Genomic DNA, 23419 nt, shown 5'->3' on the forward strand with positions numbered 1-23419 from the left:
GCCTTCCCTCTGAAACAGGCTCCGGGTCTTTCGGCCGGCGCACCCTGCCGGCCTTTTTTATCCGCACTGGTGCGATCCGCCACAGGCTTAGGCGACCTTCACTAATCGCAATGCCGGTAGCCGGACTTGCGGGTCCTCAAGTCGAAGTGGAAGTGGTCCTTGTGAAACGGATCGCTACCGGGGCCGAGCACGGTGTGGAAATATTTGCAGCTATCGGCGCGCACCGCCTTCAGGAGCCCGCGTTCGCGGAAGGCGAAGAAGCCCTTCCTGCGCACGTCGATCTGCTTGCCGTTCTTCAGCACGAACTTGCCGACATCGATCGCGTTGCCGCGCGCATGCTCGGACATCGGATTGCCCCGCCGCGAGTTCATCGTGCGGCACGAATAGCCGCCAAGCGGACGGATCGTCTTGACCCCCGACCAGTAGCGATAGCGCGAGGACGGCGCGAGCTCGTATTTCACCCACTGCGCAAAGGCCGCTGTGACCTGGCAGTTGAGTCTCACTGCCGGCTTCACGTCGATATTTCCGGAAAGGCCGCTGAGTTCGATCGGATAGTCGATGCCGCAGGACGGTCCGTCATGGATGCGCGGCAGGTCGCGATAGACGACGCCGAGCTTTTTCAGTTGCTGCCGGCAGGCAATTTCTGAAGCCGGCATCCGTCCGGTATATTCCGGCGCGGCCAGCGGATTGCGGGCGCGCGGCAGGAAGGCCACCTGCTGCGGCTCCTCCGTGCGTCGCTGCTGGACGGGAGAACGCATCGTCCCTGCGGCCCCGGCCGGGCTCCGCGCAGGCGCCAGCGGCGGCAGGTCGGGATCGTAGCCGAGCTCCGCCTGCTGTGGGGCCGGCGATGCCGCCGTTCCGCCGAGCTGGCGCACAGTGTCCTCGCCGATCCCGCCGACCACCGGCTGCGCCGTCCCGCCCTCGGCGATCTGGTTCGACTGCTCCTCGGCAAGCCCGACCACCGGCTCGACACCCAGCATCGGATCCATGTTCACGCCTTCAGGCGGAATGCTCATCGGGCCGGCGCTTGCCGACATCGCTGCCGGAGGATCGCTGTCGATCATCGGTAACCTCCCCTGCCCGCCCGGACCGGCCTCCATTGCGGCATCCGCCGTCCCGCTGAAGGACGGAACCGGCTTTGCCGGATAGGCAGCCGTCAGTTCCTGCTCCGGATTGGCCGGAACGCGGCTCGATCTGATTGCCCCGACCCTGGAAGCGGAATCGATCCTCGCAGACGGGGAAAGCACGTCGGTCGTGCAGGCCACAAGCGAAGCGGAGAGAAGCAGCGCCGCCAAGGGCCGGTGGAGAAGAGAAACATACGCCATACCCATTGCCGCCTTCGTCCGTGGCGAGGCTCTGCGCTCCGCCGATGCACCCCACGGCCCGAAGGTGAACGCCGGCTATGTCGCCAGGCGGGCACGCGGCCGAAAAACTGACAGTTCGGCCGACTTTATGCAAACAGAGTAAACGAAGCCTTGCAAACCTTCCCCCCTCATTCCGCAGACCTGCCCTCCTCACCGGCATTCGCCGCGATGGACGACCCGGAACCCGTCTGCACGGGCCATGCAGGCATTGGCGAAGGTCTCGGCCTGCCTGCCGCGCACGGCGCAGACCTGCGCGTATTCGCGGGTGCATAACCGCGGCGTCACCGGGCGGAAATCCTCGCGGCACACGCCGCGATGCACGACACGGAAGCCGTCGACACGCGCGTGGCAGGCATTCGGGAAGGTGCGCAGGAGATCGCCGCGCTGGCCGCAAACGGGTGCATATTCCATCGTACACACCTGCGGCAACGGCCTTGGCCCGGGACGCGGCTCCTCCACAACCACGGTGCAGGCGGAAAGCAAGCCGAGCGACAGCAGAATGGCGGCGCCGCGCGGCGCGAGAAGCCCAATGGTCGACATCGTATCCTCCTCGGTGGGGCTGGCCCGCATTTCTCACACTCCTTGACGGGCTACGCTTTTCGCGGCTTTCGCCCGTATGCAACTCGCCACAATTCAACGCAGGGCGCAAGGAGTGTGAGAAATGCGGGCTAGAGACCGACCTCTTCCTCGGCCCGGTTGCCCCTGGCATTCTGATAAAACTTTTGGATGCACTCCAACCGAACACGGTAGGTGACAACCGGTTCCATGCGAATTCGGCTCCGACGAAAAAGCCCGCGTCCTTTCGAACGCGGGCCGGATTTTCGAATGGGCAGCAGCCTTTGTCAGGCGGCCTTGCCGTAGGCCGCCTGCCTGGTCTGCTCCCGCAGATGGAACCTTTGCAGCAGGGACTTCAGCTCGCGGCTCTCCTGCGCCAGCATCTGGCTCGCGGCCGTCGTCTCCTCGACCATCGCCGCATTCTGCTGGGTCATCTGGTCCATGCTATTGACGGACGTGTTGACCTCCTGGAGGCCGGTCGCCTGTTCTTTGGCGGCCGTGGCTATCGAGGCGACCTGCTCGTTCACGCGATTGACGAGCGTTTCAATCTCCATCAGCGCGTCGCCGGTGGAGCGGACGAGTTCCACGCCGGCGCCGACCTCGTGGACCGAGGCGTTGATCAGTTCCTTGATCTCCTTGGCGGCGCCGGCCGAGCGCTGGGCCAGTTCGCGCACTTCCTGGGCGACGACCGCAAAGCCGCGCCCCGCCTCGCCGGCCCGCGCTGCCTCCACGCCGGCATTGAGCGCCAGCAGGTTCGTCTGGAAGGCGATCTCGTCGATCACGCCGATGATCTGGCTGATCCGGTTGGAAGAGCTCTCGATCCGCCCCATGGCGTCGACGGCGTTGCGGACGATGCCGCCGGATTTCGCCGCGCTCGCCTTCGTCTCGTTCACCATGTCGCGCGCTTCGAGCGCCCGGTCCGACGCATGGCGGACGGTCGAAGTGATCTCGTCGAGCGCGGCCGCGGTTTCCTCGAGCGCGGCTGCCTGCTGCTCCGTCCGCCGCGCCAGGTTGTTCGCGGCCTCGGAAATGTCGCCGGCACTGCCGTAAACCACTTCGGTCGAATGCGAAATGGCGCCGATGACGTCACGCAGCGCAGAGACGGCCGCGTTGAAGTCGTCCTTCAGCTTGCCGTATTCCGGCGCGATGCGCGCGACCTCGGCGGTGAGGTCGCCGGCAGCCAGCCGCTCCAAGGCCGCGCCGATCGTGTCCATCGCTTCCGCCTGCGAAGCGGCCGCCGAGCGCTGGCGCTCCTCGTTGCCGCGCCGTTCGGCGTCGAGCCGGTCCTGCTGCTCCGCTTCACGCGAGCGCAGATCCAGCCGTTCCCTCACCGAGTCACGGAGGACGACGAGCACCTTCGCCATCTGCCCGATCTCGTCGCCGCGGTCAGTTTCCGGAACCTCGGCGGAAAGGTCCTCGTCGGCGATCGCCCGCATCGAAGTCTTCAGCCTGTCGACCGGACGCACGACGCTGCGAACGATTGCCAGCGCCGCGGCGATGGTCACCAGTCCAGCCGCGGCAAGAAGCGCGGCAACCTCCAGGGCTCCGTTGCGGAACATCGCCGCGAGGTCGTCGGCATAGACACCAGTGCCAACGACCCAACCCCAGGGCTTGAAACCGGCCACATGCGAATATTTCAGCACCGGCTCGTCCGCGCCCGGTTTCGGCCAATGGTAATCGACGAAGCCTTTGCCCTGGCTCTCGACCGTCTTGACGAATTCGATGAAGAGGAATTTCCCGTGTGGATCCTTGTTCTGGGAGAGGTCCTGGCCATCCAGTTCCGGCTTGATCGGATGCATCACCATCGTCGGATGCATGTCGTTGACCCAGAAGTAGCCGCTGTCCTGATAGCGCATCGCCTTGACCACCTCGAGCGCCCGCTGCTGCGCTTCCTCGCGCGACATCGTCCCGGCGACCTCCAGCTTATGGTAGGAGTCGAAGATCGCGATCGCATTGTCGTTCATCGCCGCAAGCATCGCCTTGCGCTCGGCCACCAGCTGCCTGTCGGCCTCGAACAGGCCGAAGACCAGAGCGGCGGCCATGGCGAGCAGCGCAATGGCCACCAGCGCATAGAGCCGCGCGGCAATCGAAAATCTCTTCATCATCCCCTCCAACGAGAAAGTCTCCCACATATGCTAGAGCCTGCAGTATAGAAGCGGGGTTTTGCGAAGGTCCTAACAGAACCCCCCAAAATATTAGGATCGGCTCAGGATCGACGATCGCTGCAGCGGCAGTCGGAGCCTCTTCCCTGCGCCGGCTGTCCTGCGCTAAACCTGCGGGGGAAACGGGAGACAGGCCGAATGACCGCAGCGATCAAGCCGAACGGTGAACTGACCTTGCGTACGCTGGCGATGCCGGGCGATGCCAATGCCGCCGGCGACATATTCGGCGGCTGGGTGATGGCGCAGATGGACCTTTCCTGCGGCATCCGCGCCGCCGAGCGCGCCCGCGGCCGCGTCGTCACCGCCGCCGTCAAGGAAATGGCGTTCGCCCTGCCGGTGAAGATCGGCGACACGCTCTGCATCTATACCGATATCGTCACGGTCGGCCGCACCTCGATGACGCTGAAGGTCGAGGCCTGGGCGCAGCGTTATCTCTCGCATGTGATGGAAAAGGTCACCGACGCCCTCTTCGTGATGGTGGCGCTCGACGCGAACGGGAAGCCGACGCCGGTCCCGGAGGAATAGGCTTTCCACATTCGCTTCGACTTGAGATCGCCCCTCTCCTCGGGTTTAACCCGAGGACTGGCCCTCTCCCCGCTCGCGGGGAGAAGCTCCCGGCAGGGAATGAGGGGCAGAGTTGCGGCCAAAAATTCCCGCGCTTATCCCTTGAAAATAAACGACGCCCCGGCCGCGATCAGCGCAAACCCGATGAGCTGGTGCCAGCCGATCGGCTCCTTCAGCCAGAACACCGAGAAGACAACGAAGATGGCGAGCGTGATCACCTCCTGCATCGTCTTCAATTGCGCCGCCGAATAGACCGCATGGCCGATGCGGTTGGCCGGCACCGCCAGCCAATATTCGAAGAAGGCGATACCCCAGCTCGCGACGATGACGATGGCAAGCGGCGAATGGGTGAATTTCAGGTGCCCATACCAGGCGAAGGTCATGAACACATTGGAGACGAGCAGCAGCAGCACCGGCCAGACATAGGCGGGATTGATGGCGAAGGGCATGGAATCCTCGGGTGGGAAGCGAATCACTGCACGGAAGATGCCGGGCGGACCTGACGGCGGCAAGCGGCTTCATAGCTTCGTGCGAAGCGCCGCGACGCCCTCGAGCGATGACCACCGGCCGAGCGGCGAATCCTGAGCCCGCAGTTCCCCGGAAAACCAGCCTCGCGTTTCCCTTTTGTACTCCTTCCCCCTTCCCTTTCGAGCGGAGTCTCTCCATATTCCCCGCCATGGCCCAGGAACCCAAGAAGTCTCCGAAAGATCCCCCCAAGCAACCCAGCGGCTTCGAGGAAACGCCGCAGGCGCCGCTTTCCGGCGTGCCGCTTTCCGGCAACGTCTCCGACTGGGTGAAGCAGCTCGAGGCCGAGGCGGAATCCTCCGCTTTCGAGAGCCGGCGCGAGGTCGCCTCCAAGGCAGGCAAGCACCGGAAGAAGGTGGAAATATCGGCATCCAAATCCGCCCGCGGCACCTCCATGGGCGGTTCGACCGATCCGAAGACGCGCGCCGCCGCCGGGCTCAACCCTGTTGCCGGCCTCGACATCTCTCTCGAGGAAGCGCAGCGACTCGGCATCGGTAGCCAAGGGAACTCCAAAGCGAAGCGTGGCGGACAAGCGTCCGTCGCCGGCCGTCCGGCGTCCTCCCGCGACGCCAAAGGCACGCAAAAGGAAGATCGGGCGGAGGCCAGCCCGGAGGGCGATGCGGCCGTGAGCGCAGGAAGTGGCGTCACCGCAACCGTCGAGGCGCTTGCCGCGCTGATCGAGAGCGGCAATCCGCTCTTCAAGGACGGCAAGCTTTGGACACCGCACCGGCCGGCGCGGCCGGACAAGTCGGAGGGCGGCATCGAAATCCGGATGCAATCGGATTACCAGCCGGCCGGCGACCAGCCGACGGCGATCGCCGATCTCGTCGACGGCCTCTCCTCGGGCGAGCGCAATCAGGTGCTGCTCGGCGTCACCGGCTCGGGCAAGACCTTTACGATGGCGAAAGTGATCGAGGCGACGCAGCGCCCGGCGGTGATCCTGGCGCCGAACAAGACGCTCGCGGCGCAGCTCTATTCCGAGTTCAAGAACTTTTTTCCGGACAACGCGGTCGAGTATTTCGTCTCCTATTACGACTACTACCAACCGGAGGCCTACGTCCCGCGCTCGGACACCTATATCGAGAAGGAATCCTCGATCAACGAGCAGATCGACCGTATGCGCCACTCGGCGACCCGTTCGCTGCTCGAACGCGACGACGTCATCATCGTCGCCTCGGTCTCGTGCATCTACGGCATAGGCTCGGTCGAGACCTATACCGCCATGACCTTCCAGATGAGCGTCGGCGACCGGCTCGACCAGCGGCAATTGCTCGCCGACCTGGTGGCACAGCAATACAAGCGCCGCGACATGGATTTCCAGCGCGGCTCCTTCCGTGTGCGCGGCGACACGATCGAGATCTTCCCCGCCCACCTGGAGGACGCCGCCTGGCGCATCTCCATGTTCGGAGACGAGATCGACGCGATCACCGAATTCGACCCGCTCACCGGCCAGAAGACCGGCGACCTGAAATCGGTGAAGATCTACGCCAACTCGCACTATGTGACGCCGCGGCCGACGCTGAATGCCGCCATCAAGGCGATCAAGGAGGAACTGGCCTTTCGGCTGGAGGAACTGGAAAAGGCAGGCCGCCTGCTGGAAGCGCAGCGGCTGGAACAGCGCACCCGCTACGATCTCGAAATGCTGGAGGCCACTGGCTCCTGCCAGGGCATCGAAAACTATTCGCGCTACCTGACCGGCCGCAAGCCGGGCGAGCCGCCGCCGACGCTGTTCGAATATATCCCGGACAACGCCATCATCTTCATCGACGAGAGCCACGTCACCATTCCGCAGATCGGCGGCATGTATCGTGGCGACTTCCGCCGCAAGGCGACGCTCGCCGAATACGGCTTCCGCCTGCCCTCCTGCATGGACAACCGGCCCTTGCGCTTCGAGGAATGGGATGCGATGCGGCCGGACACGATCGCCGTCTCGGCGACGCCCGGCGGTTGGGAACTGGAGCAGTCCGGCGGTGTCTTCGCCGAGCAGGTGATCCGCCCGACCGGCCTCATCGATCCGCCGGTCGAGGTGCGCCCGGCCAAGACCCAGGTCGACGACGTGCTCGGCGAGATACGCGCCACCGCCGCCGCCGGCTACCGCACGCTCGTCACCGTGCTGACCAAGCGCATGGCCGAAGACCTGACGGAATACCTGCACGAACAGGGCGTCCGCGTCCGCTACATGCATTCGGATATCGACACGCTGGAGCGCATCGAGATCATCCGCGACCTGCGCCTCGGCGCCTTCGACGTGCTGGTCGGCATCAACCTGCTGCGCGAGGGCCTCGACATTCCCGAATGCGGCTTCGTCGCCATCCTCGATGCCGACAAGGAAGGTTTCCTGCGCTCCGAAACCTCGCTCGTCCAGACGATCGGCCGCGCGGCCCGCAACGTCGACGGCAAGGTCATCCTCTATGCCGACACGATCACCGGCTCGATGCAGCGGGCTATGGCCGAGACCGGCCGCCGCCGCGAGAAGCAGATGGCCTACAATGCCGAGCACGGCATCACGCCGGAATCGGTAAAGGCGAAGATCTCCGACATCCTCGACTCGGTTTACGAGCGCGACCACGTCCGCGCCGATATCTCAGGCGTCGCCGGCAAGGGTTTTGCCGAGGCCGGCCACCTCGTCGGCAACAATCTGCAGGCGCATCTCAACGCGCTGGAAAAACAGATGCGCGACGCCGCCGCCGACCTCGACTTCGAAACCGCGGCAAGACTCCGCGACGAGATCAAGCGGCTCAAGGCGGCGGAATTGGCCGTGCTCGACGACCCGATGGCAAGGGAAGAGGCGCGGAGCGCCGAAGGCGCGACCGGGAAAAGAAAACAAGAGGCGCGGAGCGCCGAAGGCCGCAAGGGTGTCTCCTCCCCTGCCTCCCCCGTCTCTCCGTCATCCTCGGCCTCGAGCCACTGCTGTCCGGTTTAAATTTGTGGACAAGGCGTATGACATTGATTCTACTTGGTTTCAGACGTTTCGCGGCGTTCTGGACACAAGCAGGGGATCAATGTCATGCGGCATGAGAATAGCGTTTTTCATCAGCTTCAACAGCATGTTCCGTGGGCGGTGTTCGACCGGCTTGTGGATGAGCACAAAGCAGACCACCGGGTGCGCCGGTTGACGACAAAGAGTCAGTTCCTGGCACTCCTGTTTGGCCAGCTTTCGGGCGCAACAAGCTTGCGCGAGATCGAAGCCGGGCTTCTCAGTCATGAGGCGCGGCTTTATCACGTCGGTGGGCGCGGCGTGGCGCGTGCCACCCTCGCTGATGCCAATGCCAGGCGTCCGGCAGCCCTGTTTGCCGACCTGTTTTCCCACATGGCCGCCACCGCCAGCCGAAGGACCCGCCGTCACATCAGCGACACCGTGCGCCTGCTCGATGCCACACGCGTCCAGGTCTCCTCGTTATACGACGGCTGGGCCGACATGATCGGCGGCAAAAGAGCCATCAAGTTGCACGTCTGCTATGACCCGCAAGACGACGTGCCCCTCGACATGACGCTGACCGGCCAGAAGACCAACGACATCGTCCCGGCCAAGGCGATCGACGTTATCCCGGGCGTCACCTATGTCTTCGATCTCGCCTATTATGACTTCGCATGGTGGGCCGAGATCGACAGACGAGGCGCACGCTTCGTCACAAGGCTCAAGAGCAATACCCTCGTCGACATCGCCGCCGAACAGCCCGCCGACCAAGCCGGGGGCATCCTGTCCGACAGGATCGGGGCAAGGCTTGTTCGTCTCAACATCATGCATTGCAGATCCATCAACACGCTGCGAAAGCCCAAGCCGCCAGCGCAACGTGATCTACGCCAAATCTCTTTGCCGCTGTCATTCAGTTGAACCGGACAGCAGTGGCCTCGAGCCGAGGATCCACCACCACGGAGAGCAAATCCCTCTTCCAGAAACCCGATCTCGGCAACATGGGCCCAGGCACCGACACCGAACGCCCCCTCTTTCGCAAGCCCGACCTCGATGAAATGGGCCGCGACGTGGCGGTCCCAGCCGGCGAAGGTCGCACGCTGTTCCGAAAGAATTCGCTCGACGAGATGACCGTCGGCCGGACCGAGAAGCCAGTCGTCGGCAAGGTCCCGGAAAAGCCGGTTCTCAACCGTGCCAAGCCGGGCGTCGGCTCCTATGAGGATCCGGCGGAGGAGAAACGGCGCAAGGGGCGGACGAAGGGGAAGACGGGCCGACCGGGGCGGTGAGCGCGATCGCCACGATCTGCGCCTCGGCATTCTTGTTCGCGTCGGCGGCCGACTGGCCGCATGCGGCGATTCAAGTGCTACAACGGCCTTTTCGCGTCTGATTGGACGGGCGGCGCTGCAGGATTGAACTCGTCGCAACGGCGCCAACTCCACCCGTTGCGCTCCTGATCCAGACCACCGCCCCTATCTTGCGCGACCGGCTTTCTTATCCGCCTCGACGCCGCACGGCTAGCCGAGCACGTCGGTTTGCGCCGACGACCGAGATGATGCGCGTTCGGTCGAGGTCGAAGCGGGCCTTGGCGACATCGAGCGTCTCCTTGCGCAGCCGCAGCGGGCAACCCTCCCTACTCGCAGGACAAATGTATCTGCTACCGCTGGTGACAATCGGACGCATTGTTCACAATTCCACGTAGTTGCAGCGGGCAATTCCCCTAAAATTTAACTAACTTTCTGAGGGCATCGCGGAACATTCTTGCTCGTATTTCGATTAGGTAATACTAATTTAGGAGAAACGAACATGCGTGTCCTACCATCACTTCTTACGAGCAGCGGCGTTGCATTACTGTCCGCTGGCTTTCTAGCATCAGCGCCGGTCCCGGCAAGTGGGCAGGCGATGGAACGGCCGATTCTTACTGCAGATCAGTGCAGTCCTCTTACGGAGTCCAATTACGAACTCTGCTGCATTGCGCTGAACCGCACGGAAATTCTTAGCGCGGGGCAACTGGCGCAGTGTCCGCCATTGAGCACGGCCCTTATTCGAAACGTCCTGCAATCGACGCCCAATGACCGCGGCGGCGATGACGGCAACGGCAATGGTGGCAACGGCAACGGCGGCGGCGGCAATGGTGGCGGCGGCAACGGTGGCGGCGGCAACGGTGGCGGCGGCAACGGCGGCGGCGGCAACGGCGGCGGCGGCAATGGTGGCGGCGGCAATGGTGGCGGCGGCAATGGTGGCGGCGGCAACGGCGGCGGCGGCAATGGTGGCGGCGGCAACGGTGGCGGCGGCAACGGCGGCGGCGGCAACGGCGGCGGCGGCGGCAATGGTGGCCACGGCGGCAATGGCGATCATGGTGGCAACGGCGGCGGCGAAAAGGGCAATAACGGCTGGGGTAATGGACGAGATCCGACAAACCCCGGTAGTGCCCATGGCAAAGGCGTGTCGCGAGGCGGTCCTGGCGCAGGTCAGTCGCAAAGCCAGTCCAAGACGCACGGGGATAGATAGTACGAGCGGCCGGTGTAAGGCCGACCGGCCAAGCCCTGTTGGTGCGGCGCCAAGGCATCACGCGTGGCGCTGCGCCGAGTAGGCGCGCTATTCCGCCGCGTTCGCCTTCATTTCCAGGGCCTCCAACTCATAGGAATAGCCCTCGAGCATCGAATAAGCCTGCTCGATCGCCTCAATCTGCGCCTCGGCATTCTTGATCGCCTCGGCGATCGACTGGCTGCGCGCACGCAGCATCGAACCGAGCACGTCGGTTTCCGGCCGCCGGCCGAGGCGGTCGAGGTGCTTGCGCACGCGGGAGCGGTGGCGCTCCAGTTCCAGGATGTGGAAGCGGTTCTTGACGATGTCGTCGGAGAGCTTTCTGCGCATCGCCGCGACCGGATCGAAGCTGCCGGGCTCGCGCTCGTCGAGGATGAACTCGTTGACCAAGGTTTCCAGCATCATCAGGCCCTTCAGGTCCTTCGGGTCGGCGAGCTGGGGATCGTAGCCGGTGTCGTCAAAGACCTTGCGCCGCACCGGATCCTTGAGGAGCTCGTAGGCCGCCTGCAGCTTGCCGAAGGCTTCGGCATCGCCGCCGCGGTCGGGATGCGCCGTCTTCACCGCGCGACGATAGGCCGTCCGGACGGACCGCTCGTCGGCGTCACGCGCAATTCCAAGGAGGGCATAGGGATCGATCACGCCGGTCACCTGCTCTTCGTCGATTTCATTTTCCGTAACCGGTCCAGACCTACCGGTTCGCCGCGCCGGCAGCAACCCCGCGCCGATACAGCGAGGCTCACAGGAGCCTCGCGACGAAAATGTGGTCGAAACGAGGCAATCCACGGGATTTGCCATACGCATTCCGCGCGTAAGAAGCCAAGGAAATGGCGCTAGGCCGGGCTTCACGGTGTTCTGCGACGCAGGCAAATTTCTCCACTTGCCTTTTGACGAAAACACTGCCACTGCTATCCGCGTTCGGGCGATTTCAATCCCGGAGACTGGACTTTCGTATTGAGCCCGGCCCTTGTCGGGTCTGCCGCAAGCGGCATCGTAGACGTCTTTTCCCCGATATCGTGACCACTCGACGCCTTTCAGCGCTGCTCGCCTGATTCCAGGACTGGAAAATTCATGCGGCGGTTCTAGTTCTTGCTTGCGCGTCTTTCCGATACGGGCGGTGCGGCAAGACGCTGAAGACGACTCGTTCGTATCCCTCTGGGGGCACGAACACACTACCTAAAGCAGCCAAAGCGTGATACGAAATCGTTGGGTTGCGGCAACTGACAGACTGAAGGAAAAGGACTTCTTCCATGGCCACCAAGGGCACCGTTAAATTCTTCAACCAAGACAAGGGCTTCGGCTTCATCACGCCGGAAGGCGGCGCGAAGGACGTTTTCGTCCACATCTCCGCCGTCCAGGCCGCCGGCCTCGCAACGCTCAAGGATGGCCAGCAGGTTTCCTTCGACACCGAGCCGGACCGCATGGGCAAGGGCCCGAAGGCCGTCAACCTTCAGGCCATCTGAGCCTGACGGTCTGACCGGACCTTGATGAGCGGCGCTTCGCAAGAGGCGCCGTTATTCGTTGGCGTGGTGCTCGGCAAAGCCCCCCTCATCCGGCCTGCCGGACACCTTCTCCCCGCGAGCGGGGAGAAGGAGACTCGCGGCAAGCGCCAACACAGTCCCCTCGCCCCGCTTGCGGGGAGAGGTTTAGTCCTCGGGTTTAACCTGAGGAGCGGGGCCGAAGGGGGCGAGAGTCGCCACCGGCTAAGACAATCACCTACTCCGCCGCCTGCCTTGCCGTCACGGCCTCGAACACCGCATCGAACGCGGCGCGGATCACCTGCGGACCGGCGCCCTTACGAGTGGCCTCGGCGGAGAGGATCTGGCGATAGCGCCGGGCGCCGGGCCAGCCCTGAAAGAGGCCGACCATGTGGCGGGTGACGTGGATCAGCCGGCCGCCCTTGTCGATATGGCCGGCGGCGTAGTCCGCCATGGCGTCGCGCACGCCCGCCCAGAAATCGAGCGACAGGCGGTGATCGCGGTCGGAGAAGGCGTCCGGCGCGATCGGCACGGGCGGAGCCCCGGTCAGCGGATGGGCGACATAGCCGTCCGCGGCCGTCAAGAGGCCGCTGTCGTGATAGGCGGCGCGGCCGAGCATGACGCCATTGAGCGGGGCGCCGAGCTCGACCGCTGGCGTCTCCGCCGACCGCAGGCGCGGATCGACATGCAAAAGCGCCTGATTCAGCGTCTGAAGACCGCCATTGAGGCCGATGAAAAGATTCGGATTTTCCGCCTTCAACCGATGCACGAGGCCATAATCGAGCGGCGGGAGCTCGCGGTTCTCCCGAGGGCTCAGACCTTGCAGCCAGGCCTTACGGGCATGGACCCACACGCCATCCACGCCGGCATCCGTCACGCGCGCGATGAGATCCCGCAGCGCCACATCCGGGTCCTGCTCGTCGACGCCGATGCGGCACTTGACGGTGACCGGGACGTTCACCGCCGCCTTCATCGCCGCAACGCATTCGGCGACCAGAGCCGGCTCCTGCATCAGGCAGGCGCCGAAAGTGCCGGATTGCACCCGGTCGGACGGGCAGCCGACATTCATGTTGATCTCGTCATAGCCGAGGCCTTCGGCGATCCGCGCCGCCTCCGCCATCTTTGCCGGATCGTTACCGCCAAGCTGCAACGCAAGCGGATGCTCGCTGGCGTCATGGCCGAGCAGCCTCTCCCGGTCACCGCGCAGGATGGCATCGGCAACGATCATCTCGGTATAGAGCAGCGCATGGCGCGACAGCAGCCGCGCGAAAAAGCGGTAATGGCGGTCGGTCCAGTCGATCATCGGCGCCACGGCGAAAACCGGAGCCTGGAAATACCGTCTTCCGCCTGCTGCGGCGGGCATGATTGCGTCGAGTGCCACGTCTGGTTCCGCTATTCCTGTTCGCCGCTGCTCGCCTCTGCAAGACGCGGAAGCATCCGCCGGCAAGGCGCGGCCGGCTGTCCGGCTCATATACAGCGATGCCCCAAACAATGCCAGCCGCTCGCACCCAGGCACGCGAATCCGGCCGAGAAGACGCCGTCTGGGCTTCTACTCGAGGCCCGCCTGTCGGAACCAATTCTGTATGCCGGCCAGCACTTCCGACTTCGCGCCTTCGAGCGTCGGCGCATAGTTGAAGCCGGTCTGCGGCGTGCCGTTACAGTGCGAAATCCGCCAGGCCCAGTCGCTCGCCGACTCGCGCCTCATGACAAAGGCGACTTCGTGGCGGCCGAGCATGGCGCAGTAGGTCCCGTTGCGCAACGGCAACCAGGTCAATCGGATATCTGAAATCGCTATCATGCCATTCTCCCCAGCAGACGTGATAATAACCGACTGCCGAACGCTTTGAACCCCGGCAATTTAGGGGCTTTGCCGCCGCTTACGATCGCGGTAAAATTGCGGACAAATCGCCGTTCCTGGGTTACATTGGGCCCGCATGGCCCGACCCCGCGCGGGGGAGTTGCGCGGAACCGGGGCTTGGCCGAAGACGTTTTGCATAAAGCTCGTGTGGGCGGGGAAAGCGCAGGATTCGGCGCCGCCTCGCCCGGGCCAATATCGACTTCGCGATGGACGGCCGTTCGACCGTCGCGCCCCGAGGAGGAGAAGAATGCATCAAGTGTTGTGGAACCAACCTATCGAACTTGGCTTGACCAGCGGCGACGTACGCACGGTGAAGGGGCCGTCCGACGCGCTCGCGTGCCTTGCCGGCCAGTGGCCACATCGGGGTCCCTATTACGTCGCGGCACGCAGCGCCTGCCGCGCGGCCATTGCCGGCCGACGGACGCCCGACGAGGCAAGACGGCTCTTCATGTTCGCCGCCGAGGAAGCCCATCTGACAGCGCATTGAACATGGTCGGCTGGCGCAGCGGCCGACTGCCGGAAGCTCGATCCGCCGGTTTCAAAGAGTTGCAGCGTGCGCGTGCGAAATGAAGCGGCGCTGTAGCGCCGCGCTGGCGGTCGTTCAGCGGCTTTGCACACCGAGCCGTGATTGTTTGCAAAACCTTCGCCGACGGGCAGGAAGAAGCCCCATTCATATTACAAATCGAGGCCACATAAGTAGTATTAAACGCTGCCGCCGATGCATTCTCTTGAAGCGGACAGCGCTTTCTAATATAAGCTATGTCGCAATCTGAAGAGCAGTTACTGTCATCCATAGCCGCGGTTTCTCGCGGCTTGATTGTGATATGACCCGAAATCTCCGCGAAAGCGTCCAATTTCCGTCGTCAAAGCTTCATTTACCGACTTTATAGTTCTGAGGTGCCTCATAAAAAACAACTTCGGGGTGTTTAACTCCGGACCAAAAGGGACAAAAAGAATAATCTACGGGAGAGACACAATGAGCGAACGCAATCTCCGTCGCATCGTTGAAGTGAGTGTCAGGCGCGACAGCGGCCGCAAGGACATCGGCATCATGACCGTACGCCAAGCCCTGGAACTTCCCGATGTGCCGAGCCTCGAGTACAGCCACCCGGAGCTCAACTCGCGCTCGGATGGCCGCTTCCTGACCCGTGACCAGCTTGAAGCCTATGCACGCTATGCCTAAATGCGGGCGATCCCGCGTCCAACTGGCGAATGGATTTAGCTATTGCGGCAGCCTTTCCGGCTGCTAACGTCCTTCTTGAAGATTCGCTACGGCACCACGCGCCAGTCGGCACGAGAGGTGCCGTAGCGTTTTGATTTTCGCACGCCGCAACAGTGCCGGCTGCCGTGCGATCTGCGGCGGCGCCGAGAATGGACGATCATGGAAACAGTCATACCGCCCGCCCCACCCGTCCTGCTGCCGATCGCGGGAAGCGCCGCGGCCTTCCCGGTGCGCCGGGTCTATTGCGTCGGCCGCAACTATGCCGACCATGCCCGCGAAATGGGGCACGATCCGAGCCGCGAGCCGCCCTTTTTCTTCCAGAAGAATGCCGACAATCTGCTGCCGCCGGGTAAGGATTTCCCCTATCCACCGCGTTCCGCGGATGTGCATCACGAGGTCGAGCTGGTGGTGGCGCTCAGGCGTGGCGGCGCGGATATCCGCGCCGAAGAGGCGCTCGATCACATCTATGGCTACGCCGTCGGCATCGATTTCACCCGCCGCGACCTGCAGGCGGAGGCGAAGAAGGCCGGCCGCCCCTGGACGGCGGCCAAGGCCTTCGAGCATTCCGCACCCATCTCGGCGCTCGCACCGGCTACGGCGATCGGCCATCCGGCAAGGGGTGGCATCTGGCTCAAGGTCAATGGCGAAAGCCGCCAGCAGGGCGATCTCGCGCAGATGATCTGGACGGTGCCGGAAATCATCACCGAACTTTCCCGCCTCTTTACCCTTGCGCCGGGCGACGTCATCATGACCGGCACGCCTGCGGGCGTCGGTGCTGTGATGCGCGGCGATCTCATTACCTGCGGCGTCGACGGCGTCGCCTCGCTCTCCGTCAATGTCGTCTGACTTTATACCACGGACGGGCGGCACCCGCCTCTTCGGCAGAAGAAAGGATAGAGAATGCCACGTTACGCCCTCGGACCGCTGCAGCCGAAGACCCCGCCGGAAGGCAGCTACTGGGTGGCGCCCGACGCCAATCTGATCGGACAGGTGGAGATCGGCGAGGATGTCGGCATCTGGTTCGGCGCGACCTTGCGCGGCGACAACGAGCCTATCCGCGTCGGCGCGCGCACCAACATCCAGGAGGCCGTGATCATCCACGTCGACCCCGGCTTCCCGGTGGCGATCGGCGAAGGCTGCACCATCGGCCACCGGGCGATCGTGCACGGCTGCGTCATCGGCGACAATTCGCTAATCGGCATGGGCGCAACGATACTGAACGGCGTCAAGATCGGCCGCAACTGCCTCGTCGGCGCCAACGCGCTTGTGACCGAAGGCAAGGAATTCCCCGACAATTCGCTGATCGTCGGCGCGCCCGCCAAGGCGATCCGCACGCTCGACGACGCGGCCGTCGAGCGGCTGAAGCGCTCGGCCGATCATTATGTGAAGAACTGGCAGCATTATGCCGCGCAGTTGAAACGGCTGGATTGATAGGCGCGCATCCCGCCTCGGCTCGGGACGGTGCCCTGTCGACCCCCTCTGGCCTGCCGGCGATCTCCCCCACAAGGGGAGAGTACAAGCGGCTATCCCTCGTCCGACCGAAGCGCTTCTGCGAGCCGAACGCTCCGATTGAGGTGAAAAGCGTGCCACATCTATTCTCCCCCTTGTGGGGGAGATGCCCTGCAGGGCAGAGGGGGTATTACCGTCGTCTCCGATTTCTTACCACGCCTCACGCGCAGCTCTTGCACTGCCCGCGGATCTCGATCGTCGTCTTTTCCGTTTTAAAGCTCCGGGCGCGCACCAGCGCCGCCAGGCGCTGCTCGATCGTCTCGTCGTGGAACTCCGTCACTTGGCCGCAGCCCTCGCAGATGGTGAAGGCGGTGACGCCGTGGTCGTGCTCGTGCTCATCCGGGCAGGTGCAGGCGACGAAGGCGTTGATGCTTTCGAGCCGGTGCACGAGGCCGTATTCGAGCAGCTTCTCGAGGGCGCGATAAACCTGCAGCGGCGCGCGAAAGCCCTGGTCGCGGAGCTTGTCGAGGATCGTATAGGCGCTCATCGGTCCGTCGGAATGGGAGAGCGCCCCCAGGACCAGCGACTGGTTCTTCGTCAGTTGGGGCGTGCCCATCAATATGTCCTCCGTGCCGAGAGCGGGATGAGGAAAAGTGCGCGGTCTTCCGCCCGCATCCCGCTCTAACTTATCTAGAATCGATGCGACGCCCCGAGCCGCCGGCCGAGCGGCAGGAGACTCAGCACGAAAAGCATGAGCGCCGCGACGACGATAGACGGTCCCGACGGCGTATCCCAGTGGAGCGATCCGAAAAGACCGCCGGCGACCGCGAGCGCGCCGATCAGCGAGGCGAACACGGCCATGATTTCTGGCGAGGCGGAGAAACGGCGGGCGGTCGCCGCCGGAATGATCAGCAACGAGGTGATCAGCAGGATGCCGACGATCTTCATGGCGATGGCGATCACCAGCGCCATCAGCAGCATGAAGAAGAGCCTCGCCCTTTCCGGTTTCATCCCTTCCGCCTCGGCGAGTTCCGGATTGACCGTCGCCGCAAGCAGCGGTCGCCAGAGATAGACGAGCGCGAAGATCACCAGAATGCCGCCGCCCCAGATGATGTCGATGTCGCTCCGCGACACGGCAAGGATGTCGCCGAAGAGGAAGCCGATCAGGTCGATCCGCACCCAGGTCATGAAGGCGACGATGACGAGCCCGATCGACAGCGCCGAATGCGACAGGATGCCGAGCAGCGCGTCCGTCGACAGCGCGCCCCGCCTCTGCAGGAAAAGCAAGAGCAGTGACACGGCGGAAGCGACGATGAAGACGCTGACCATCAGGTTGAGCTCGAAGAGCAGCGACAGCGCAACGCCAAGCAGCGCCGAATGCGCCATGGTGTCGCCGAAATAGGCCATGCGCCTCCAGATCACGAAGCAGCCGAGCGGGCCCGCCACCAGGGCGATACCGATGCCGGCGACGAGGGCGCGAATGAAGAAATCGTCAAGCATCGCGCTTCTCCGAGCCTTCAAATCCGTGGAGCCGTGCATGATGGCCGCAGCCGCAATCCGGATCGTGGTCGTGAATGTTCTCGACCGCGTCGGAGTGATGATGGCCGTCGCCGGGGAAGCAGCTATCGGCGACGCTGCCGTCGGCATGCAGCACCCGCCCATCCGGCAAGTGGGTATGGTCGTGACGGTGGCTGTAGACCGCAAGCGCACCGGCGGCGCGGCCGCCGAACAGCTTCAGATATTCCGGGCTCTGGCTGACCGCCTGCGGCGTACCGCGGCAGCAGACATGGCCGTTCAGGCAGACCACCGTATCCGTCTCCGCCATGACGATGTGCAGGTCGTGCGAGATCAGCAGGATGCCGCAGCCGGTGCGGTTGCGAATCTGCTTGATCAGTTCGTAGAGGGCGATCTCGCCGGAAAAATCCACCCCCTGCACCGGCTCGTCGAGAACGAGCAGATCCGGCTTGCGGGCGATGGCGCGCGCCAGCAGCGCCCGCTGGAACTCGCCGCCCGAAAGGTGCTGCACCTCCGCCTTCGCCATGTGCAGCATGCCGGTCGCCGACAGCGCCTCTTCGATCTCGCGCCCCTTCAGCGGTCCCGTCAGCGTCATCAGCCGTTCGACAGTAAGCGGCAGGGTCCAGTCGACCGACAGTTTCTGCGGGACATAGCCGACCTTGAGGCCGGCCAGACGTTCGACACGGCCCTCGTCCGTCCTGAGAACGCCGATCGCCATCTTCGCCGTCGTCGACTTGCCCGAACCATTGGGCCCGATCAGGGTGACGATCTCACCGCGGCTGATCGAAAAATCGACGCCGCGCACGAGCCAGCGCCCATTGCGGCGCACGCCGGAATTGCTCAGCCTGACGAGTGACGTCTTCTCCTGGGGGCGGAAGTTCAGCATAAAAAATCCGATTTCGACGGTTGCCTCTGGCTATCGCACACGTTATAGCATAACGCAATTGATGTAATAACATAACACATCAATCCGCACAATATCGCAACCCCCGACGTCCTCGGGGGTGCTTAAGCCAGTTGAAGCCCAATTCGGAGTCACCGATGAAATCGACGCCCGCCCTGCTCTTCGCATCCACCCTCGTGCTCTCGTCTCCGGCTCTAGCGGGTGCCCCGACCGTCGTCGCTTCGATCAAGCCCGTTCACTCGCTCGTCGCCTCGATCATGCAGGGTATCGGCGAGCCGTCGCTGATCGTCGAAGGCGGCGCCTCGCCGCATACCTACAGCATGAAGCCCTCGAACGCCGCCGCGCTGCAGGCCGCCAAGGTGGTGTTCTGGGTCGGACCCGGCCTCGAGGCCTTTCTCGACAAGCCGCTCGATGCACTCGGCAGCGGTGCAAAGGTGGTGGAACTCAGCGAGGCGACCGGCGTCGAGAAGCTGAAGCTGCGTGAAGGCGGCGCCTTCGAAGCGCATGACCATGTGGGAGAGGATCACCATGCGGAAGAAGCCGGCCACGAAGGGCATGATCACCATGCCGAAGAGGAGGCAGCCGGGCACGAGCACGAGCACCATGGCGAAAGCGAATTCGACATGCACCTATGGCTCGATCCGATGAATGCCAAGGCCATGGCGGCGGAGATCGAAAAGACGCTCGCCGAAGTCGATCCGGACAATGCCGCCGCCTACAAGGCGAATCTGGAGGCATTCAACCAACGCGTCGATGCGCTGGACAAGAGCCTGGCCGAGACGGTCGCGCCGATCAAGGACAAGCCCTTTGTCGTCTTCCACGATGCCTACCAATATTTCGAGCACCGCTATCATGTGCGGGTCGCGGGCTCGATCACCGTCAGTCCGGAGGTCCTGCCCGGCGCGGAGCGACTGTCGCAGATCCACGCCAAGATTGAGGAGCTCGGTGCCACCTGCGTTTTCGCCGAGCCGCAATTCGAGCCGAAGCTCGTCAATGTCGTGACAGAGGGCACACCGGCCAAGTCCGGTACGCTGGACCCGGAAGGCGGATCGCTCGACGCCGGCCCGGATCTCTACTTCCACCTCCTGGAAGGGATCGGCGCTTCGCTCAAGACCTGCCTCTCCTCGGCAAGCTGAAGAGTCCCCATGGCGAAAGCGGGCTGAAGGCCCGCCTTTTCTGAACCAATGTTATGTAATGGTATAACATATACACTCGAGGTAATTCCTATGGAAAGACTGCCGGTCACCGTCCTCTCCGGCTTCCTTGGCGCCGGCAAGACGACCTTGCTCAATCATGTCCTCGCGAACCGCGAGGGCCTGCGGGTCGCCGTTATCGTCAACGACATGAGCGAAATCAACATCGACGCCTCGCTGATCCGCGACGGCGGTGCCGATCTGTCACGCACGGAAGAGCAGCTGGTCGAGATGACGAACGGCTGCATCTGCTGCACGCTGCGCGACGACCTGCTGCGCGCGGTCCGCAGCCTCGCCGAACAGGAGCGTTTCGACTATCTGCTGATCGAATCGAGCGGCATATCCGAGCCCCTCCCCGTCGCCACCACCTTCGATTTCCGCGATGAGGCCGGCCAAAGCCTCTCCGACGTCGCCCGGCTCGACACCATGGTCACGCTCGTCGATGCCGCCAATCTGCTCGCCGACTATTCGTCGACCGACTTCCTCGCCGATCGCGGCGAAACGGCCGGCGAAGGCGATGCGCGAACGCTGGTGGTCCTGCTGGTCGAGCAGATCGAGTTCGCCGACGTCGTCGTGCTCAACAAGGTCGGCACCGCGACGCCGGAGCAACTCGATGCCGCGCGGAAAATCATCGTCGGCCTCAATCCGGATGCGCGGCTGATCGAGACGGATTTCGGCCGGGTGGAACTGAGGGATGTCCTCGGCACCAGCCGCTTCGATTTGCTGAAGGCCGAACAGCACCCGCTCTGGTACAAGGAGCTCCACGGCTTCAAGGACCACGTTCCCGAGACGGAAGAATACGGGATCCGCTCCTTCGTCTACCGCGCCCGCCAACCGTTCGATCCGGGCCGCTTCCAGGCCTTCCTCAACCGCAGCTGGCCGGGCGTGCTGCGCGCCAAAGGCTTCTTCTGGCTGGCGACACGCCCGCACCATGTCGGCGAATTGAGCCAGGCGGGGCCGCTGGTGCGCACGGCCCGGATGGGGCTCTGGTGGGCCGCGGTGCCGCCCGAGCAATGGCCGCGCGATGCCCGCTTCCTCGAGGCGATCGGCCCCTATGTCGATCCGGTCTGGGGCGACCGACGCCAGGAAATCGTCTTTATCGGCGCCGATCCGCTGGACGAGGCCGCGCTCCGCGCCGAACTCGACGCCTGCCTGATCGCGGAAGACGCCTTCCGCCCCGAACGCTGGCGCAGCCTGCCGGACCCCTTCGCGAGCTGGAGCCACCGGGCGGCCTGATGGCAAACGGCCGTCCGCAACACCGGCCCCGCTACGTCTGTACGGCGCTGACTGCGGCGGGGCGCCCGGTGCCGATGTTCGACCCGCTCCTCGGCGAGGTCGAAGGGGAAGAGCCTCCGGAAGCGCAGGGCCCGGTCGAAGGCGCGCTTTTCGGCCCTCGGGAGGTCCTGAACCAAAGCAAGTCATTACGTTTATTCAATAAACACAGCGGTTCATGAAAATATTCTCACCTTCTCACTCACCGCCGATCACCTCATAGCGGAAGCGGTCGAAATCCGCGTGCAGGCCGCTGCCGGATGTGTCGAAGGCGAACAGGCCGGCGAAGGCGCCGGTGAACGAGCCGTGCTCGCCGCGTCCGCCCTCGTCCGAGATCACACCCGCGTCGAGCGCCGGCCCGATCGCCGCCCAGTCGTCCTCCGGTGAGGCACGCCAGAAGAACTGCAGATCATTGTCGCGGATATCCATTGCCAGCTGAACCGGGCCGTCCGGCAGCGCCAGACCGCTGCCAGCCGGATAGGTCAGGCGTCCGTGCGGAAAATCGCCCGGGCAGGAAAGAATGGTGACGACCCGTCCGAGCTTCTCGTGCCAGGTGACGCCGAGCGCGTGGAACTTGTGGCGGTTGTAATAATACGTCAGGCCCGCGACCTGTTGATACGTAGCCGGCGTAAACTCGACGACGGTTTCCGCCCGGAAGGAATGATGCTCCTGGCGCCGTGCCACGAGCGCCTGCTCGAACCAGCTGCCGATGCTCTCGCGGCCGAAGAGGCGCAAGTGCCCTTGCCGGCGGGTCAGCGAAAAGATCCGCTCCGGCAGCGGCGTACGCAGCCATTGGAACTCGGCCGGAAGCTCATGCTCGTCGAAATCGGTCTCGGTCACTCTGGGCTGCGGGATGGCGTCGGTCGTCACCGGTGCCGGCACCGTGACCTCCGGCACGACGCCGCCGCTTTCCAGATAGAGCCAGCCATCCTCCCTCCAGACGCATTTCTGCAGCGCCGTTTCGCGGCCGAGCGGCGAGCGGCGATGCGGCGGCAACGGCCGGCCGCAGAGATGCGTGTGATAGGCCTGCCCGTCCGGCGTTTCGACATATTGCCCATGGCCGGCGCGCTGCAGCGACGCCTCGGGGTGATCCTTCGCGGTGATGAGATGGATGTTCGGGTGCAGTTCGTACGGACCGTCGATCATCCGGGAACGGGCCATCGTCACCGCATGCTCATAGCCGGTTCCGCCCTCGGCAACAGTCAGATAGTACCAGCCGTCGCGCTTGAAGAGATGCGGCCCCTCGACGAGCCCGAGCGCGCTGCCGGCGAAGATGTTCTTCACGGGACCCGTGAGCTTGCGCGTGCGCTCGTCCCATTCCTGCAGCAGGATGCCGTCGAATGCCGGGCTCTTCGGCGCGCCGCCGAAGCTTTCGGTGCGGTGATTCCATTGCATGTTCAAGAACCACTTGCGGCCGTCCTCGTCATGAAAGAGCGATGGATCGAAGCCGGACGAATTGATATAGACCGGATCGGACCAGGTCGCCTCGATGGATTCGGCCGTGACGATATAGTTGTGGGCGTCCTTGAAGTTCCCGTCGAAGCGCTTGACGTCGGTATAGACCAGCCAGAACAGGCCCTCGAAATATGAGAGGCAAGGCGCCCAGATGCCGCAGCTGTCGGGATTGCCGCGCATGTCGAGCTGGCTCGCACGCTCGAGCGGCCGCCGGACGAGCCGCCAGTTCACCAGGTCGCGCGAATGGTGGATCTGCACGCCCGGATACCACTCGAAGGTGGAGGTGGCGATATAATAATCATCGCCGACGCGGCAGATCGACGGGTCGGGGTTGAAGCCCGGCAGGATCGGATTGCGGATCGATGCGGCCATGTTCTCTCCTCCAGAGTCGGCAGCATCCAGCCCGAAAGTCGCGGCGGTTTCAAGACTGACGTCATCGCTCACCGCT

20 protein-coding genes and 3 pseudogenes are annotated in these 23419 nt (G+C 64.0%); 11 read left to right on the top strand and 12 right to left on the bottom strand.

Features of this window, described 5'->3' with window-relative positions; all coding sequences use genetic code 11:
• Positions 1-101 precede the first annotated feature (101 nt).
• From AC4P1R_RS08205 to AC4P1R_RS08215, 3 genes and pseudogenes are all read right to left on the bottom strand, one after another.
• Complete coding sequence (locus AC4P1R_RS08205) at positions 102-1325, bottom strand: extensin-like domain-containing protein (RefSeq protein WP_492177648.1); 1224 nt, start codon at positions 1323-1325, stop codon at positions 102-104.
• A gap of 192 nt (positions 1326-1517) precedes the next feature.
• Positions 1518-1904 (bottom strand): annotated as a pseudogene (locus AC4P1R_RS08210) (Kazal-type serine protease inhibitor domain-containing protein); the annotation flags it as partial.
• Between the two features lie 302 nt (positions 1905-2206).
• Complete coding sequence (locus AC4P1R_RS08215) at positions 2207-4021, bottom strand: methyl-accepting chemotaxis protein (RefSeq protein WP_151611967.1); 1815 nt, start codon at positions 4019-4021, stop codon at positions 2207-2209.
• A 198-nt stretch (positions 4022-4219) separates the two neighbouring features.
• Here AC4P1R_RS08215 and AC4P1R_RS08220 point away from each other — a divergent pair, with 198 nt between their 5' ends.
• Positions 4220-4606 (top strand): acyl-CoA thioesterase, encoded by a 387-nt coding sequence (locus AC4P1R_RS08220; RefSeq protein ID WP_069458373.1) that lies wholly within the window; start codon positions 4220-4222, stop codon positions 4604-4606.
• A gap of 134 nt (positions 4607-4740) precedes the next feature.
• Here the strand turns inward: AC4P1R_RS08220 and AC4P1R_RS08225 are convergent, their stop codons facing one another.
• Positions 4741-5094 carry a DMT family protein gene (locus tag AC4P1R_RS08225; protein ID WP_492177649.1) on the bottom strand — a complete coding sequence of 118 codons (354 nt, stop codon included), beginning with the start codon at positions 5092-5094 and terminating at the stop codon, positions 4741-4743.
• Between the two features lie 227 nt (positions 5095-5321).
• Here AC4P1R_RS08225 and uvrB point away from each other — a divergent pair.
• The 3 genes and pseudogenes from uvrB to AC4P1R_RS08240 all read left to right on the top strand — a co-directional run.
• Positions 5322-7974, top strand: a pseudogene (gene uvrB / locus AC4P1R_RS08230) (excinuclease ABC subunit UvrB); the annotation flags it as partial.
• 152 nt (positions 7975-8126) lie between these two features.
• On the top strand, positions 8127-9005 hold the full coding sequence (locus AC4P1R_RS08235; protein WP_492177650.1) for an IS4 family transposase: 879 nt from the start codon (positions 8127-8129) through the stop codon (positions 9003-9005).
• Between the two features lie 50 nt (positions 9006-9055).
• A pseudogene (locus tag AC4P1R_RS08240) lies at positions 9056-9370 on the top strand (excinuclease ABC subunit UvrB); the annotation flags it as partial.
• A 583-nt stretch (positions 9371-9953) separates the two neighbouring features.
• On the opposite strand, the gene AC4P1R_RS08245 reads toward AC4P1R_RS08240, so the two are convergent.
• Complete coding sequence (locus AC4P1R_RS08245) at positions 9954-10562, bottom strand: hypothetical protein (RefSeq protein ID WP_492177651.1); 609 nt, start codon at positions 10560-10562, stop codon at positions 9954-9956.
• Positions 10563-10679: 117 nt separating this feature from the next.
• Positions 10680-11267 carry a J domain-containing protein gene (locus AC4P1R_RS08250; RefSeq protein WP_069458607.1) on the bottom strand — a complete coding sequence of 196 codons (588 nt, stop codon included), beginning with the start codon at positions 11265-11267 and terminating at the stop codon, positions 10680-10682.
• Between the two features lie 608 nt (positions 11268-11875).
• On the opposite strand from AC4P1R_RS08250, the gene AC4P1R_RS08255 reads away from it, so the two are divergent.
• Positions 11876-12088: a cold-shock protein gene (locus AC4P1R_RS08255; RefSeq protein WP_069458369.1), complete on the top strand. Its 213-nt coding sequence runs from the start codon at positions 11876-11878 to the stop codon at positions 12086-12088.
• Between the two features lie 253 nt (positions 12089-12341).
• On the opposite strand, the gene dusA is transcribed toward AC4P1R_RS08255, so the two are convergent.
• Positions 12342-13466, bottom strand: a complete 1125-nt coding sequence (dusA, locus tag AC4P1R_RS08260) for a tRNA dihydrouridine(20/20a) synthase DusA (protein ID WP_151611969.1) — start codon at positions 13464-13466, stop codon at positions 12342-12344.
• A gap of 186 nt (positions 13467-13652) precedes the next feature.
• Positions 13653-13901 carry a hypothetical protein gene (locus tag AC4P1R_RS08265; protein WP_069458368.1) on the bottom strand — a complete coding sequence of 83 codons (249 nt, stop codon included), beginning with the start codon at positions 13899-13901 and terminating at the stop codon, positions 13653-13655.
• A 307-nt stretch (positions 13902-14208) separates the two neighbouring features.
• On the opposite strand from AC4P1R_RS08265, the gene AC4P1R_RS08270 reads away from it, so the two are divergent.
• From AC4P1R_RS08270 to AC4P1R_RS08285, 4 genes are all read left to right on the top strand, one after another.
• Positions 14209-14448 (top strand): DUF982 domain-containing protein, encoded by a 240-nt coding sequence (locus tag AC4P1R_RS08270; protein ID WP_069458367.1) that lies wholly within the window; start codon positions 14209-14211, stop codon positions 14446-14448.
• 489 nt (positions 14449-14937) lie between these two features.
• Positions 14938-15144 (top strand): hypothetical protein, encoded by a 207-nt coding sequence (locus AC4P1R_RS08275; protein WP_069458366.1) that lies wholly within the window; start codon positions 14938-14940, stop codon positions 15142-15144.
• A 198-nt stretch (positions 15145-15342) separates the two neighbouring features.
• The gene (locus tag AC4P1R_RS08280; RefSeq protein WP_069458365.1) at positions 15343-16029 is read left to right on the top strand and encodes a fumarylacetoacetate hydrolase family protein; all 687 of its coding nucleotides are present in this window, start codon (positions 15343-15345) and stop codon (positions 16027-16029) included.
• A 54-nt stretch (positions 16030-16083) separates the two neighbouring features.
• Positions 16084-16614 (top strand): gamma carbonic anhydrase family protein, encoded by a 531-nt coding sequence (locus tag AC4P1R_RS08285; protein ID WP_069458364.1) that lies wholly within the window; start codon positions 16084-16086, stop codon positions 16612-16614.
• Between the two features lie 238 nt (positions 16615-16852).
• Here AC4P1R_RS08285 and AC4P1R_RS08290 read toward each other — a convergent pair whose 3' ends face one another.
• The 3 genes from AC4P1R_RS08290 to AC4P1R_RS08300 form a co-directional block, all read right to left on the bottom strand.
• Positions 16853-17248 carry a Fur family transcriptional regulator gene (locus AC4P1R_RS08290; protein ID WP_069458363.1) on the bottom strand — a complete coding sequence of 132 codons (396 nt, stop codon included), beginning with the start codon at positions 17246-17248 and terminating at the stop codon, positions 16853-16855.
• A 74-nt stretch (positions 17249-17322) separates the two neighbouring features.
• Entirely contained in the window at positions 17323-18132 is an 810-nt protein-coding gene (gene znuB / locus AC4P1R_RS08295; RefSeq protein ID WP_069458362.1) for a zinc ABC transporter permease subunit ZnuB, read from the bottom strand.
• Positions 18125-19033, bottom strand: coding sequence for an ATP-binding cassette domain-containing protein (locus tag AC4P1R_RS08300; RefSeq protein ID WP_492177652.1), 909 nt, complete (start codon positions 19031-19033; stop codon positions 18125-18127). The genes znuB and AC4P1R_RS08300 overlap by 8 nt, the downstream gene beginning before the upstream one ends.
• 155 nt (positions 19034-19188) lie before the next feature.
• Here AC4P1R_RS08300 and znuA point away from each other — a divergent pair, with 155 nt between their 5' ends.
• Positions 19189-20187, top strand: coding sequence for a zinc ABC transporter substrate-binding protein ZnuA (gene znuA, locus AC4P1R_RS08305; protein WP_492177653.1), 999 nt, complete (start codon positions 19189-19191; stop codon positions 20185-20187).
• 90 nt (positions 20188-20277) lie between these two features.
• On the top strand, positions 20278-21480 hold the full coding sequence (locus AC4P1R_RS08310) for a GTP-binding protein (protein WP_492177654.1): 1203 nt from the start codon (positions 20278-20280) through the stop codon (positions 21478-21480).
• Between the two features lie 234 nt (positions 21481-21714).
• On the opposite strand, the gene AC4P1R_RS08315 is transcribed toward AC4P1R_RS08310, so the two are convergent.
• Positions 21715-23343 carry a glycoside hydrolase family 43 protein gene (locus AC4P1R_RS08315; RefSeq protein ID WP_492177655.1) on the bottom strand — a complete coding sequence of 543 codons (1629 nt, stop codon included), beginning with the start codon at positions 23341-23343 and terminating at the stop codon, positions 21715-21717.
• Between the last annotated feature and the right edge of the window lie 76 nt (positions 23344-23419).

The sequence above is a fragment of the Sinorhizobium sp. Y406 genome, assembly GCF_058732025.1.

Excerpts from the sequence above, each read along its gene's own strand:
- AC4P1R_RS08205 (WP_492177648.1), bottom strand. The coding sequence starts at position 1,325 with ATGGCGTATGTTTCTCTTCTCCACCGGCCCTTGGCGGCGCTGCTTCTC.
- AC4P1R_RS08215 (WP_151611967.1), bottom strand. The coding sequence starts at position 4,021 with ATGAAGAGATTTTCGATTGCCGCGCGGCTCTATGCGCTGGTGGCCATT.
- AC4P1R_RS08220 (WP_069458373.1), top strand. The coding sequence starts at position 4,220 with ATGACCGCAGCGATCAAGCCGAACGGTGAACTGACCTTGCGTACGCTG.
- AC4P1R_RS08225 (WP_492177649.1), bottom strand. The coding sequence starts at position 5,094 with ATGCCCTTCGCCATCAATCCCGCCTATGTCTGGCCGGTGCTGCTGCTG.
- AC4P1R_RS08255 (WP_069458369.1), top strand. The coding sequence starts at position 11,876 with ATGGCCACCAAGGGCACCGTTAAATTCTTCAACCAAGACAAGGGCTTC.
- dusA (WP_151611969.1), bottom strand. The coding sequence starts at position 13,466 with ATGCCCGCCGCAGCAGGCGGAAGACGGTATTTCCAGGCTCCGGTTTTC.
- AC4P1R_RS08265 (WP_069458368.1), bottom strand. The coding sequence starts at position 13,901 with ATGATAGCGATTTCAGATATCCGATTGACCTGGTTGCCGTTGCGCAAC.
- AC4P1R_RS08270 (WP_069458367.1), top strand. The coding sequence starts at position 14,209 with ATGCATCAAGTGTTGTGGAACCAACCTATCGAACTTGGCTTGACCAGC.
- AC4P1R_RS08275 (WP_069458366.1), top strand. The coding sequence starts at position 14,938 with ATGAGCGAACGCAATCTCCGTCGCATCGTTGAAGTGAGTGTCAGGCGC.
- AC4P1R_RS08280 (WP_069458365.1), top strand. The coding sequence starts at position 15,343 with ATGGAAACAGTCATACCGCCCGCCCCACCCGTCCTGCTGCCGATCGCG.
- AC4P1R_RS08285 (WP_069458364.1), top strand. The coding sequence starts at position 16,084 with ATGCCACGTTACGCCCTCGGACCGCTGCAGCCGAAGACCCCGCCGGAA.
- AC4P1R_RS08290 (WP_069458363.1), bottom strand. The coding sequence starts at position 17,248 with ATGGGCACGCCCCAACTGACGAAGAACCAGTCGCTGGTCCTGGGGGCG.
- znuB (WP_069458362.1), bottom strand. The coding sequence starts at position 18,132 with ATGCTTGACGATTTCTTCATTCGCGCCCTCGTCGCCGGCATCGGTATC.
- AC4P1R_RS08300 (WP_492177652.1), bottom strand. The coding sequence starts at position 19,033 with ATGCTGAACTTCCGCCCCCAGGAGAAGACGTCACTCGTCAGGCTGAGC.
- znuA (WP_492177653.1), top strand. The coding sequence starts at position 19,189 with ATGAAATCGACGCCCGCCCTGCTCTTCGCATCCACCCTCGTGCTCTCG.
- AC4P1R_RS08310 (WP_492177654.1), top strand. The coding sequence starts at position 20,278 with ATGGAAAGACTGCCGGTCACCGTCCTCTCCGGCTTCCTTGGCGCCGGC.
- AC4P1R_RS08315 (WP_492177655.1), bottom strand. The coding sequence starts at position 23,343 with ATGGCCGCATCGATCCGCAATCCGATCCTGCCGGGCTTCAACCCCGAC.